At 40.5% G+C, this 14,232-nt stretch carries 12 protein-coding genes; 9 read left to right on the top strand and 3 right to left on the bottom strand.

Going from position 1 to position 14,232, the window contains the following annotated elements:
- Positions 1-147 precede the first annotated feature (147 nt).
- Both prmB and aroC read left to right on the top strand, forming a co-directional pair.
- Positions 148-1,152, top strand: coding sequence for a 50S ribosomal protein L3 N(5)-glutamine methyltransferase (gene prmB / locus AC1PJ9_RS15005; protein ID WP_311087727.1), 1,005 nt, complete (start codon positions 148-150; stop codon positions 1,150-1,152).
- 12 nt (positions 1,153-1,164) lie between these two features.
- A complete protein-coding gene (gene aroC / locus AC1PJ9_RS15000; RefSeq protein WP_311087726.1) occupies positions 1,165-2,256 on the top strand; it encodes a chorismate synthase in 1,092 nt (363 codons plus the stop codon).
- 99 nt (positions 2,257-2,355) lie between these two features.
- Here the strand turns inward: aroC and AC1PJ9_RS14995 are convergent, their stop codons facing one another.
- Positions 2,356-3,585, bottom strand: coding sequence for a GGDEF domain-containing protein (locus AC1PJ9_RS14995; protein WP_004887345.1), 1,230 nt, complete (start codon positions 3,583-3,585; stop codon positions 2,356-2,358).
- 320 nt (positions 3,586-3,905) lie between these two features.
- Between AC1PJ9_RS14995 and AC1PJ9_RS14990 the strand changes: the two genes are divergently transcribed.
- Positions 3,906-4,658, top strand: coding sequence for an iron-containing redox enzyme family protein (locus AC1PJ9_RS14990; RefSeq protein WP_311087725.1), 753 nt, complete (start codon positions 3,906-3,908; stop codon positions 4,656-4,658).
- A 46-nt stretch (positions 4,659-4,704) separates the two neighbouring features.
- On the opposite strand, the gene AC1PJ9_RS14985 is transcribed toward AC1PJ9_RS14990, so the two are convergent.
- Complete coding sequence (locus AC1PJ9_RS14985; protein ID WP_311087724.1) at positions 4,705-5,844, bottom strand: AfsR/SARP family transcriptional regulator; 1,140 nt, start codon at positions 5,842-5,844, stop codon at positions 4,705-4,707.
- A 157-nt stretch (positions 5,845-6,001) separates the two neighbouring features.
- The gene (gene lipA / locus AC1PJ9_RS14980) at positions 6,002-6,988 is read right to left on the bottom strand and encodes a lipoyl synthase (protein ID WP_311087723.1); all 987 of its coding nucleotides are present in this window, start codon (positions 6,986-6,988) and stop codon (positions 6,002-6,004) included.
- A 361-nt stretch (positions 6,989-7,349) separates the two neighbouring features.
- Here lipA and AC1PJ9_RS14975 point away from each other — a divergent pair, with 361 nt between their 5' ends.
- From AC1PJ9_RS14975 to AC1PJ9_RS14950, 6 genes are read left to right on the top strand one after another with little or no spacing between them, the layout of a single operon-like run.
- The gene (locus tag AC1PJ9_RS14975; RefSeq protein ID WP_311087722.1) at positions 7,350-8,312 is read left to right on the top strand and encodes a thiamine pyrophosphate-dependent dehydrogenase E1 component subunit alpha; all 963 of its coding nucleotides are present in this window, start codon (positions 7,350-7,352) and stop codon (positions 8,310-8,312) included.
- Between the two features lie 13 nt (positions 8,313-8,325).
- Positions 8,326-9,345, top strand: a complete 1,020-nt coding sequence (locus tag AC1PJ9_RS14970; RefSeq protein WP_005047350.1) for an alpha-ketoacid dehydrogenase subunit beta — start codon at positions 8,326-8,328, stop codon at positions 9,343-9,345.
- A gap of 1 nt (position 9,346) precedes the next feature.
- Positions 9,347-10,888 (top strand): 2-oxo acid dehydrogenase subunit E2, encoded by a 1,542-nt coding sequence (locus AC1PJ9_RS14965; RefSeq protein ID WP_198078563.1) that lies wholly within the window; start codon positions 9,347-9,349, stop codon positions 10,886-10,888.
- Between the two features lie 10 nt (positions 10,889-10,898).
- Positions 10,899-12,302, top strand: a complete 1,404-nt coding sequence (lpdA, locus tag AC1PJ9_RS14960) for a dihydrolipoyl dehydrogenase (protein ID WP_311087721.1) — start codon at positions 10,899-10,901, stop codon at positions 12,300-12,302.
- Between the two features lie 26 nt (positions 12,303-12,328).
- Positions 12,329-13,114: an acetoin reductase gene (locus AC1PJ9_RS14955; RefSeq protein ID WP_151683057.1), complete on the top strand. Its 786-nt coding sequence runs from the start codon at positions 12,329-12,331 to the stop codon at positions 13,112-13,114.
- Between the two features lie 29 nt (positions 13,115-13,143).
- On the top strand, positions 13,144-14,202 hold the full coding sequence (locus AC1PJ9_RS14950; protein ID WP_311087720.1) for a 2,3-butanediol dehydrogenase: 1,059 nt from the start codon (positions 13,144-13,146) through the stop codon (positions 14,200-14,202).
- Positions 14,203-14,232: the final 30 nt, after the last annotated feature.

Here is a 14,232-nt window from a genome sequence, read left to right as displayed (position 1 = left end):
CTTAATTAAAACAAAGTATTCTGATTTTAAGCTGAGATTGTTAGAGATAGGTGTGTAAAACACTGCTTCACAAGGCAAAGCGTTGCGTTGCTTTGTCTCACTCAGTAGAATAGTCACTTTGCAAAATTTGCCTTTGGAGACGCCTAAGTGGAGCGACCGACGATTAGCCCTGAACATTTACAGGAAGCTGCTGAAAATTTATCTACAATTCGAGATTTTATTCGTTTTGGGGTATCAGCATTACGTCAACATGATGCACATTTAGGACAAGGTACTGAAGATTATTTTGCAGAAAGTTCTGCATTAGTTTTACAAACCTTATCTCTTGAATGGTCAGCAGACTCAGAGATTTTAGATGCTAAACTTTTACCAAGTGAAAAAGCAGAATTCTTAAGTTTGTTAGAAAGTCGTATTAATGACCGTATTCCGACTTCTTATTTATTAAATTTAGCTTACTTCTTTAATAAGCCATTTTATGTAGATGAACGTGTACTTATTCCGCGTTCACCAATCGCAGAGTTAATTGAGCAACGTTTTGCACCATATTGTTTAGATGAAAATGGTCAAATGCGTGAAGCACTCAACAACTTACCAGAAAATACCAAGCCTAAGACACCACAACGTATTTTAGACATGTGTACAGGTTCTGGCTGTATTGCGGTAGCTTTAGCTTATGCTTATCCAGATGCTGAAGTAGATGCAACAGACATCTCTAAAGAAGCTTTAGAAGTAGCATCGATTAATGTTGAACATCACAATAAGCAATATCAAGTTGCGTTACTTGAATCTGATTTATTCGCCAAGATTCCAGCTGAAAACCAGTACGATTTAATTGTAAGTAATCCTCCGTACGTTGATGCCGAAGATATGGCTGACTTACCAGAAGAGTTTTTGCATGAGCCTGAACTTGCATTGGCAGCAGGACAAGATGGTTTAGACTTAGTTCGTAAAATGTTAGCTCAAGCGGCAGATTATTTAACAGAAGATGGTTTAATTGTAATTGAAGTCGGTAACTCTGAATGGGCTATGCGTCAGAACTTCAATACTGTTGAGTTTAACTGGCTTACTTTCCAAAAAGGTGGTTCAGGTATTTTTGCTTTGACTGCTGAACAATGTCGCCGTTATAGAAAATTATTTGCAGAACAAGCTTAAGGAGTTGTACGTATGGCAGGGAACACTATTGGACAACTCTTTCGTGTAACCACATGCGGTGAATCGCATGGTGTTGGTTTAATGGCAATTGTTGATGGAGTGCCACCAGGCCTTGCATTAACAGCAGAAGATCTGCAAATAGATTTGGACCGCCGTAAGCCTGGTACATCGAAATTTGCTACCCAGCGTAAAGAACCTGATCAAGTTGAAATCATTTCAGGGATATTTGAGGGTAAAACCACAGGTACACCAATTGGTTTACTCATTCGTAATACTGACCAAAAATCGAAAGATTATGGGAATATTGCGCAAACCTTTAGACCGGGTCACGCGGATTATACTTATACACAAAAGTATGGTTTCCGTGATTATCGTGGTGGTGGCCGTTCAAGTGCTCGTGAAACTGCTATGCGTGTTGCAGCTGGTGCTATTGCGAAGAAATATTTAGCAGAAAAATTTGGTGTCTTGATTCGTGGTCATGTCACTCAAATTGGTAATGAAGTTGCCGAAAAACTGGATTGGAATGAAGTTCCGAATAATCCATTTTTCTGTGGTGATGTAGACGCTGTTTCACGTTTTGAGGCGTTGGTTACTTCTTTACGTGAACAAGGAACAAGCTGCGGCGCAAAGCTAGAAATTTTAGCTGAAAAAGTTCCTGTGGGTTGGGGCGAACCTGTTTTTGACCGTTTAGATGCTGACATTGCTCACGCGATGATGAGTATTAATGCGGTTAAAGGTGTTGAAATCGGTGATGGTTTTGCAGTTGCTGGACAGTTTGGTCATGAAACACGTGATGAATTGACTAGTCAGGGCTTCTTGGCGAATCATGCTGGTGGTATTTTGGGTGGTATCTCAAGTGGTCAAACCATTCGTGTCGCAATTGCACTAAAACCGACTGCAAGTATCACAACTCCGGGTAAAACGATTAATTTAAATCGTGAAGATACTGATGTGTTAACTAAAGGCCGTCATGACCCGTGCGTGGGCGTTCGAGCAACTCCAATTGCTGAAGCAATGTTAGCAATTGTTCTAATGGATCATTTTTTACGTCATCGTGCTCAAAACGCAGATGTTGTTCCACCATTTGCGCCAATTGAACCATAGATACTTGGTTGACGTAAAAAAGCCACATAACTCAAAGTATGTGGCTTTTTTTATTGTTATTGAGCGCAATTTTTTAATTAAATATAGACCCATTAATAATTAAGTTAAATCTACAATTTGTTCTTGATTTACAGCAATTTGATACTGATTACGGCCATTTGTTTTTGCTTGATAGAGTGCATGGTCTGCGCGGCTAACAAAGGCAGAAATTGAATCATTTAAACGTGGAATTGTGGTTGCCACACCCACACTAATGGTTACATATGGTGAAACGCTACTACATGGATGAACAATGGCAATTTTTTTAATTGCGTTCATTAATCTTTCGACTTGAATTTGAGCTTGTTGTGCATTGGTCATAGGGAAGAGAAGTAAAAATTCTTCACCACCATAACGGGCAACTAAATCTCCACTACGAGCAGCAATTGAAGAAATTGCAGTCGCAATATCTTTTAAGCACTGATCGCCTTTAAGATGTCCTAAGGTATCGTTATAGGGTTTAAAGAAGTCGATATCCACCATCATAATAGTAAGTGGTGTTTCATGACGCAGCGCACGGCGCCATTCATTGTCTAGTGTTTCATCGAGATAACGTCGGTTAGCAAGTCCAGTTAAAGCATCTTGCTGTGAAAGTAAAGACAACTGCTGCGCTTGTTGCATGAGTTCAATACGGTTGAGTTCAATCATACAGTTTTGTAAATAGTTTTCTCGGTGCTGACGGTCTGTAGCATAGGCAAGTGTCATTCCTAAGAAACTACTAAACGTATATGTGCGGTTCAAAAAGGTCCAATCTATGTCACCTTTCACATAAGTACTGACTAAAATACCAACCAAACCGCCGACCCATCCTGCAATGATTGCAGTATAAAAGCGCATACCTACCGCACCGTAGATAATCACAATCGCATACATCATTGCTGCATGAAAAAGTACATTATCTTGGCCATTTTCTAAAACGTTAATTAAAATAAAGGTGATAGCGACAGCGGAAGCAGAGCCAATTCCGACATAATAATCAAACCACTGATTTAATTTTTTAATAAACGATAAAATCCATGCAATTAAAACAATTATACCTACCCAAGAATAATAGCTTAACCAGGATAAAACTTGGTCGGTTGGTAAGACTTGGTATATACCAAAGCTTAAAAATAAATATAATATTAAAATAATAGGTGCTCTATAGCGAAACTCATAGGCCGCACCATTTTGATATTGAAAACGATAGATCGTTTCAAGTTGCTTTGGAAACCATACGAAATTTAATCCGCGTGTGGTTAATAAATCTATTTGTTCCTGTCCCAATATATTGGAACCTTGCAACTTCATAATTAATGCTCTCTATATTGGAAGTTGGCATAAAATGCGACTTGTTTTATTAAAGTTCCATCTAAAAATATTGGTTATATATTGTGTGGTTTATTCAAAATAATAATACAGATTTTTTAAAAAAGTAATGATTTTTATAGGCCCTTATTGTGATAAAAATCACGACATTTCAATGATTAGCGTCACAATTATCTAAAGACTCAAAACCTTTGAGAAAAAATTACTAATGGTCGATTAAAGATTGTATCTTTATCATTTTCGGATAGACTTATAGCCGTGAAGTACAGATGATTGCTGTCATATAAATAGGAAAATTAGCAATGACTGCTTTAAATCAATATGGAATGAGTTTAGAAATTACAGCGCATAATGAATGGTCTCAGCGGTTTTGGGATGATCTTTTACCGGTTAAGGAGCGGGTGAGTAAACATCCGTTTTTTACTGAAATGGCCAATGGGGGATTGAGCCTAGAGAGTTTCCGTTATGCTTTACTTAATTTCTATCCACTGGTTGCACATTTCCCGTCATATATGGCTGGTGCGTTAGCTAAGGCGACTGCTTTTGCTGAACCAGGTGTAACAGAAACACGAGATTGGTTAATTCAAAATATTAAAGTCGAAGAACGCCATTTACAGTGGTATCGTGATTGGGCGAAAGGTTTTGGGTTAACTGTAGACCAGCTTGATAGCGTGCGGCCCCCAGCTGCAATGAATGCGGTGAATCACTTTTTATGGAATATGAGTCATCGCGGTAATTTGGCTGAATGTTTAGCTGCGACCAATTTAGCTATTGAATGGGCCACAGGTGACTGGTCTATTCAGGTTTATAAAGGTATTCATGCTTATACAGACCATCCTGATGTCACGATTGATAAGCGTTCTTTAGCTTGGTTACGTGCACATGCTCATTATGATGATTTACATCCTTATGAAGCCATGGAGTTGATTAAACGTTTGTCGAATGACCGACCAGATTGGCAGCAAAAAGCATTTCATGCTGCTGAAGAAGGATTGCGTTATTACGAGCTGGCTTTAGATGATTGCTATAGAATACAGCTTAAAGCTTCTGCTTGATCTCATTTAAAAAGGGAGAATATTGTTAGATATTCTCCCTTTTATTTTATTCAAGTAATTTTAAAAGTTTTGCCCGATAAGGTGTTTCTTCGGGTAATAATTCAAGTAAGCGTTCAACGGCATCCACACGGTCAGGCACACGGCTGACTACACGTAACAGTTGGTCTATATCGTCAATTTGATAAATCACATGACTCAAACGAGCGTCAAAACAATCTCTCCATGCGCATAAAAAAGGACTTTCTGATTTAGCTAAGAAACTTCCTCTATAGAGTGTTAAAGTGGTTGCAGTAAAACCTAGGTTTAATGCCTGCTCAGCCATAAGAAAGTCACATTGAATTTCACAGTTAAGTCTATATGGTCGTGACTCGATCACATCGGGAATCAGGTTTCGAAGCTGTGAAAGCTCGGCTTTTAGTGTAGTGGTACTCACTGGGCGGTCGCCATATAAGGCATAGTGCAGTTCTTCTAGGTTTATACCTTCTGGGCACAAGGCAAGAATACATAAGATTTCGATTTGGCGCTGCGTGAGGGTTAAGCCATGTTGATTATATTGAACTTTAGGTGTGCCTAGCGCCTTAATATATAAAATGTTTTTTTTATGAAGTTGAATGGCTTGTTTTACAATATCGGCACAGCGTTCAACCGCTAAAATTCCAAGTGAATTATGCTTTTGATATTTAGTTGATAAGTTCATAATGCCATAAAACTGGCCTGTACTTGCATCGGTTATAGGGGCTGCATAACATACCCAGTCTCTAACGCTGTTCATCTGGTTTTCATGTGAATAAACACAGCTTGCTGAATGAGTATTAAGTGCAAGACCAATTGCATTTTGACCAACCGCTTGAGTGGACCATTGCCCACCTTCAACAAAGTGGACTTGTTCAGCAGATGAACGCATAGGTGTACTACTCCATGTCCAGAGTAAAGTACCATGAGGGTCAGTCACCCCAATTGCCATATCTGCATCTTCAGCAATGTGCATCAAATTTCTATGACACTCTTGGATTGAACGACCAAATAAGGAATGTTGCCATTCCTGATCAAGATCAAATATAGGAGCCGCATCTAGATCGAGTGACGGCTTTTTTCCTAAACAAGGCGTTTCAGAGATTGTTTCCGGTCTAAAGAAAGACGGAAGGTTGTCTGTAGAAGGCAATAATAATTGTTTTGACATATCCATATCGAAGTTCCTTTATCGTTGAAATGGCGTATCCGTGGCCGCTCAACAGGTTTAGCTTTCTTATTGTGACTATTTCCTCGTTATTTCATTTACCTTAAATAATTTTAAACGGTTTGACTATTATCCTATTGGGTAAGTTTTGTTATTTCGCCTCGCCCTATGACAAAACATCCTCTCTTGAAAATGGCTTTGGTGCAGGTTCACCGAAATATTGCCGATCGGCAAAATAGCTAGAACGGACCATTGGTGCACTCCAGATATTTTTAAAGCCTAAACGCATGCCATGCTGTGTGTATCTTTCAAATTCTTGTAAGTTCACAAACCGGTGAATAGGGGCATGTGATTTAGAGGGCTGTAAATATTGTCCAATAGTTACTAAATCTACATCGTGATCTTTTAAATCGTTGAGTAGAGCAATAACCTCAGCTTCAATTTCTCCTAACCCTACCATTAGGCCGCATTTAGTTTTAATATCTGGACAGTATTTTTTAAAACGTTTTAATAAATTTAACGAATGCTGATAGTCCGAACCGGGGCGCATCGCTTTATATAAACGCGGCACTGTCTCAATATTATGATTAAACACGTCGGGTGGTGATAAGCTTAAAGTCGAAAGAGCTGTCTCTAAACGGCCACGAAAGTCGGGTACCAAAATTTCAATCAAAGTTTCTGGACAGCGTTTTCTGATCTCTTCAATGCACTTTACAAAATGTGCAGCGCCGCCGTCGTGTAGATCATCACGGTCTACAGAGGTAATCACTACATATTTTAAGTTTAAGTTTGCTACTGTTTCGGCCAAATGTTTAGGTTCATCTTCGTCTAGGGGTTTTGGACGACCATGAGCGACATCACAAAAAGGGCAACGTCTGGTGCAGATATCACCCATAATCATAAACGTTGCTGTACCGCCACCAAAGCATTCCGGTAAATTTGGGCATGCCGCTTCTTCGCAAACGCTATGTAATTTTTGCTGGCGTAAAAGGTTTTTTATACGTTTAATTTCTTCAAAATCTTTAATTTTTGCTCTAATCCACTCAGGTTTAGTTGGCAACTCTTCTGTTGGTAAAACCTTAATTGGAATACGGGCGACTTTATCAGCTCCCCGTAATTTAATACCAGTTTCCACTTGTCTTTTAAAATCCATATTAATAATTCCATTTTATTTAAAACTTACTTAAACTCCTGCCTATTTAATTTAAAGACTAATTTAAATTTCCTTAATAAGTCACAATTAATTATAAACACAGGGTGTGGCGAGTATTATAAAATAACAAAGGTTGGTTAAAGGTTTGTTTTGCAAGCTAATGAAAATTATAAAATTTTTTTAAATTTATTTTGAGTTGTTAAGTTTTTGAAATTAATAATTTAATTGGAAATATTTTAAATAAAAACTTTTTAGTCTAATAGATCAATTATTGAATTTGAGTTTAAGTATTTATAGCGAATTAGCATTTTCGCTTGAAACTTGGTTGATTTTTAAAATCAAGATAATAAAGGAAAAGGATATGCAATTAACGGAAGAGCAATTACTCGCAGCATATAAAAGCATGCGTGATATTCGTGAATTTGAAGATCGACTTCACGAAGAAAATACCAATGGTGATATTCCCGGCTTTATTCACTTATATAGTGGTGAAGAGGCTGTAGCAGTCGGTATTTGTGAGAATTTAACAGATAAAGACTATATCACTTCAACCCATCGTGGCCATGGACACTGTATTGCAAAAGGCTGTGATATTCACGGTATGATGCTGGAAATTTTCGGTAAAGATGATGGGCTGTGCCGAGGAAAAGGCGGCTCTATGCATATTGCCGATTTAGACAAAGGCATGCTTGGCGCCAACGGGATTGTGGGTGGTGGACCTCCTTTGGCAATTGGTGCTGCGCTAACAGCTAAAACATTAAAGACAGGCGGTGTGGGGCTTTCTTTTACAGGTGATGGTGGTTCAAATCAGGGCCTTACCTTTGAAGCGATGAACATGGCTGTCGTACTTAAACTTCCTGTGATTTTTGTCTTTGAGAATAATGGGTTTGGTGAGGGTACAGGTCATGACTACGCGGTAGGAAGTAAAGACATTGCAGGGCGTGCGGCAGGTTTTGGTTTGCCAGCAGTTAAAGTCGATGGTACTGATTTCTTTGCTGTATATGAAGCGGCTCAAACTGCCATTGAACGTGCACGCCGTGGTGATGGGCCAAGTGTTATTGAAACGATTACTAACCGTTTTTATGGACATTTTGAAGGTGATCCAGGGCTCATTCGCTCAAAAGAGGAAGTCGATTTCGTTAAAGAAAATAAAGACCCTTTGAAAATTTTCCGAGAAAAAGTTAAAGGCAAAATTGATGAAGCTAAATTAGACGAGATTGATGCAGTGTCTAAGGCAAACGTTGATGATGCAGTTGCTAAAGCTCGTGCTGCGGCATATCCAAAACCAGAACAACTCCTTACCGACGTCTATGTCTCTTACTAAAGGAATAGTAAAGATGCCAAATAAAAGTTTTCGTAATGCAATTAAAGAAGCCATTGAATCAGAAATGCGCCGTGACCCAACTGTTTTTGTTGTTGGGGAAGATGTGCGCGGTGGACATGGCGGTAAAAATACCGAAGATAACCAGCTTGAAGGTTTCGGTGGTGTGCTGGGTGTAACTAAAGGTTTGTGGACAGAATTTGGTTCGGAACGTGTCATTGATACGCCAATCACCGAATCTGCAATTATTGGTATGGCGGCTGGTGCTGCTGCAACTGGTTTACGCCCTGTTGCCGATCTAATGTTTATGGATTTTTATGGCGTGTGTCATGACATGCTCTATAACCAAGCCGCTAAATTCCGTTACATGTTTGGTGGAAAAGCAAAAGCGCCAATGGTGGTGCGAGGTATGATTGGTGCAGGTTTTTCTGCAGCAGCTCAGCACTCTCAGTCACCCTATAACGTATTTGCCGCGGTTCCAGGCTTAAAAGTTGTAGTTCCATCAAGTCCATACGACGTGAAAGGACTTTTAATTCAAGCAATTCGAGATGACGATCCTGTCGTGTTCTGTGAGCACAAAATGCTCTATGACATTAAAGGAGATGTTCCTGATGAAGCCTATACCATTCCTTTTGGGGTAGCAAATTACACCCGTGAAGGTACAGACGTGACCATTATTGCTTTAGGTTTGATGGTACACCGCGCTAATGAAGTAGCAGATAAGCTAGCAAAAGATGGTATTTCGGTTGAAGTTGTAGACCCTCGAACAATTTCTCCTCTTGATGAAGAAGGAATTTTAGAGTCTGTGGCATCAACTGGGCGTGTTGTGATTGTGGATGAGTCAGCGGCACGCTGTGGTTTCGGTCATGATGTTGCTGCATTGGTTGCACAGAAAGGTTTCCATTATTTAAAAGCACCTGTTGAACTCGTAACGCCACCACATACACCTGTTCCATTCTCACCAGTTTTAGAAAAAGAATGGATTCCAAGTGTAGAGCGTATTGAGCAAGCTGTGCGAAAAACATTGGAGGCTTAGGATGAGCGAAATTAAAACGCTGGAGATCCCGAAATGGGGATTATCCATGGAAGAAGGCACGATTGCTCAATGGTTGATTAAAGAAGGCGATAGCTTTAATAAGGGCGATGAAATTTGTGAAATTGAAACCACGAAAATCGTCAATGTATTAGAAGCACCTTTTGCGGGAACACTGCGTAAAATCTTAGCAAAAGACGGTGATACTTTACCTGTAGGCGGTCTTATTGCTGTGTGTGCTGAAAGTCAAGTTTCTGATGCAGAAATTGAGAAGTTTATTGCATCATTAGGTGGTTCAGCAGCTAAAGCACCTGAAACATCTTCAGAACAAAGTAAATCGGAAACATCTGCACCTGCTGTTGTTGAAAAAGCGGAACAACCAAAGACTGTCGCAACAAGTACTTCAGCTCCTGTAAAATCAGCTAAAGATGACTATGCTGTACCAGAGTCATTACAAGGCTATCAAACATCTAATGAGCTTTTTGCAACTCCACATGCCTTGAAACTTGCTGAAAAACATAATGTTAATTTGGCAAAAGTGACGGGTTCTGGTCGTGAAGGGCGTATTAGTGTTCAAGACATCCAAAAGGCTGTGCAAGCTGCTGGAGGTCAGTGGCCTGATGTTAAGCAGCAAACCCAGGCTAAAGTAGTTAAATCTACGGCTGATGATAGTCGAGTTTCCGCGACACCTGTAGCACGCCGTTTAGCAAAACAATGGGGTATTAATCTCAATGATTGCCGTGTTTCAGGTACCAGAGGCCGCGTTTGCAAAGAAGATGTTGAAGCGGTTTACAACCGTAATAACCCAACGGTGGGAAGTGAACAGTCTACTCAGTGTGTTGTTGCTCAACCACAATCGACAATCATCACAGTCGCGATGAATGGTATGCGTAAAGCGATTGCCTCACGCTTGCAAGCGGCAAAACGTAATGCGCCACATTTCCGTCTTGTAGTCGATCTAAACGTGGAAGCACTTCAAAATTTACGTAAGCAGATTAATGAAAGTGTTCCACAGGTGAAACTTTCTATTAATGACATGCTCATTAAAGCAGCAGCTGCTGCACTGATTAAAGTACCTGAGGTAAACGTTCAATTTGATGAGGCGACTCAATCAATTTTACAGTTCTCTCAAGCAGATATTTCGGTGGCCGTAGCGATTCCAAACGGTTTAATCACACCAATCGTGAAAGCCGCTAATCAGAAGTCTTTAGCACAGATTTCCGATGACATGCGTGATTTGGCAACGCGTGCCAAGACTGGCAAGTTACAACCTGATGAATTTCAGGGAGGCAGCTTTAGCATTTCAAATTTAGGAATGCTAGGCGTTAAACAGTTCGATGCCATCATTAACCCGCCACAAGGTGCAATTATGGCATTGGGTGCTTCAGAACCACGTGCTGTCGTTGAAAATGGAAATGTTGTGGTTCGTGAGATTGTCACAGCAACATTGTCATGTGATCACCGAGTCATTGACGGTGCTGTAGGTGCAAAGTTCTTGGCCAGCTTTAAGCAGTTTGTTGAAAACCCAGCTTTAATTTTGGTGTAGGAGAACCCGCATGTCAGAAGCTCAATTTGATTTAATTGTGATTGGCGCGGGACCGGGCGGATATGTGGCTGCAATTCGTGCAGCCCAGCTCGGGTTAAAAACCGCAATTGTAGAAGAGCAGCATTTGGGCGGAATATGCCTGAATTGGGGCTGTATTCCAACCAAAGCTCTATTGGCTGGCGCAGAGTTGGCAACTCAATTTAAAAATGCAGCACAGTTTGGTTTTCAGGTATCTCAACTCGATTTTGATATTCAAAAGCTTGTGCAACATAGCCGACAAGTTTCAGCACAGTTGGTACAGGGCATTGATTACTTGCTGAAAAAGAATCAAGTGACTGTGTTTAATGGTCGTGCTCAACTTACAGCTAAAGAAAAACTTGAAGTGACCGATGCTCAAGGTAAAAGTCAGGCTTTGAGCGCCCCACATATTATTTTGGCAACCGGTGCTAAAGCCCGACATATTCCTCAACTTCCTGTCGATGGAACGTATGTCTGGAGCTACAAAGAAGCACTGGTTCCAGAGCAGTTACCGAAAAGTTTACTGGTTGTAGGTTCAGGTGCAATTGGTAGTGAGTTTGCTAGCCTTTATCAAGACTTGGGTTGTCAGGTCACGCTTATTGATTTAGCCAAGCAAATTTTACCGACTGAAGATGCGGAAGTAGCTCAATTTGTTAGAAAGCAATTTGAACAAAAAGGAATGAAAGTCTTAACCGATGCTGTCGTTCAAAGTATTCAAATTGAAAATGGGCAAGTTCACTGTGTGATTGAAACAGCAAATGACGTTCAAACGATTGTTTTTGACCGTATCCTTTCGGCAATTGGTGTACAGCCTAATACCACGGGGTTAGGACTAAAACGTTTAGGTGTAGAACTCAATCCACAAGGTTTTGTGGCAATTGATGACTATTGTAAAACCAATGTAGCAGGGCTTTATGCCATTGGGGATGTTGCTGGAGCACCATGTCTTGCGCATAAAGCAAGCCATGAAGCCATGATATGTGTCGAGAAAATTGCTGGTGTAGCTAATGTGCATTCACTCGATCGTAGCCAGATTCCGGGTTGTATTTTTACGCATCCACAAGTGGCGAGTATTGGTTTAACGGAAAATGCAGCAAAAGCTCAGAATCTACCTATACGAATTGGCAAGTTTTCTTTAACTGCAAATGGTAAAGCTTTAGCAATTGGAGATGCGTCAGGTTTCGTTAAAACGGTGATACATGCAGAGACGGGTGAATTACTTGGTGCACATATGGTCGGCCATGAAGTGACTGAACATATTCAAGGCTTTGCGATTGCCAAATACCTAGAAGCAACTGATGAAAGCTTAGCTCAAGTGATTTTTCCGCATCCAACCTTATCAGAAGCTATGCATGAATCCATTCTAGCTTCAATGCAACGAGCGATTCATATGTAGAAATTCTGCATTTACAGGAGTTGAACATGGTTAAGGGATTAAAAAATAAAGTCGTTTTAGTGACGGGGGCAGCTCAAGGCATTGGCCGTGGGATTGCCCTGCGCTTGGCGCAAGAAGGGGCACATATTGCATTAGTGGATATGAAACAAGATCGACTGAACGATGTGCAGCAGGAAATTCAGGCTTTAGGTGTAAATGCGAGCACATTTATTGCTGACGTAAGTGACCGAGAGCAAGTGTATGCCGCTATAAATCATGCTGAGCAGACACTTGGCGGGTTTGATGTCATGATTAATAATGCTGGAATTGCACAGGTTCAGGCGATTGCGGATATCACACCTGATGAATTTCAAAAAATAGTCGATATCAATATTGGTGGCGTACTGTGGGGTATTCAGGCGGCTGCTGCAAAATTTAAGCAACGCCAACATAAAGGTAAAATCATTAATGCCTGTTCAATTGCAGGCCATGATGGTTTTGCTTTACTCGGTATTTACTCGGCAACCAAATTTGCAGTACGGGCACTTACGCAAGCTGCGGCAAAAGAATATGCCAGTCATGGTATTACGGTAAATGGATATTGCCCCGGAATTGTCGGAACAGACATGTGGGTTGAAATTGATAAACGTTTTGCTGAAATTACTGGTGCTACTATAGGTGAAACTTATAAAAAGTATGTAGAAGGCATTGCTTTAGGTAGAGCCCAAACACCAGATGATGTGGCTGCATTAGTTGCTTTTCTGGCAAGTGAAGATTCAGACTATATTACGGGTCAATCCATTTTAACGGACGGTGGAATAGTCTATCGCTAAAACAACATCCTGATTTGAGGGAGATAATAATGAAAGCAGCGCGTTTTTATGACAGAGGCGATATTCGTATTGAAGATATCCCTGAACCAGAAGTCAGTCCCGGCACTGTAGGCATTAAGGTAGCTTGGTGTGGAATATGTGGTACAGATTTGCACGAATTTATGGAAGGGCCAATTTTTATTCCACCATGTGGACATCCACATCCTATTTCAGGTGAATCTGCACCGATTACCATGGGCCATGAGTTTTCAGGTGTTGTCTATGCTGTAGGTGACGGTGTTGATGACATTGAAATTGGTCAGCATGTGGTGGTAGAGCCTTATATTGTGGCCGATGATGTACCGACTGGACCGGGCGATAATTATCATCTTTCCAAAAATATGAACTTTATTGGTTTAGGCGGTCGTGGCGGTGGTTTGTCGGAGAAAATTGCGGTTAAACGCCGTTGGGTGCATCCAATTTCCAATAAAATTCCATTAGATCAAGCGGCCTTAATTGAACCCTTATCCGTTGGTCATCATGCTTTTGTACGTAGTGGCGCTAAAGCAGGTGATATTGCTCTGGTTGGTGGTGCGGGCCCAATTGGTTTATTGCTTTCGGCAATTTTAAAAGCAAAAGGGCTTAAGGTCATCATTACAGAACTAAGTGCCAAACGTAAAGAAAAAGCCAAAGAGTCGGGAGTCGCAGATTATATTTTAGACCCGTCAGAAGTTGATGTTGTTTCTGCGGTCATGAAAATTACTAATGGTAATGGCGTTGATGTCGCGTTTGAATGTAGTAGCGTTAACAAGGTGTTAGATACCTTGGTTGCAGCAGTAAAACCGACAGGCGTTATTGTTATTGTTTCGATTTGGAGTCACCCAGCATCAATTAATGTGCACAGTGTGGTAATGAAAGAGCTTGATGTACGAGGTACAATTGCCTATGTAAATGACCATCAGGAGACGATCAAACTGGTTGAAGAAGGTAAAATAAATCTGGAACCTTTTATTACGCAGCGTATTCAACTTGATGATTTGATTTCACAAGGTTTTGAAACCTTAATTCATAACAATGAGTCAGCCGTTAAGATTATCGTACATCCATAAATAGACACTTAAACCTATAAAAAAAGAGCG

It is taken from the genome of Acinetobacter sp. 70_2, assembly GCF_056736115.1.
This window is presented reverse-complemented; position numbering and strand designations above follow the sequence as displayed.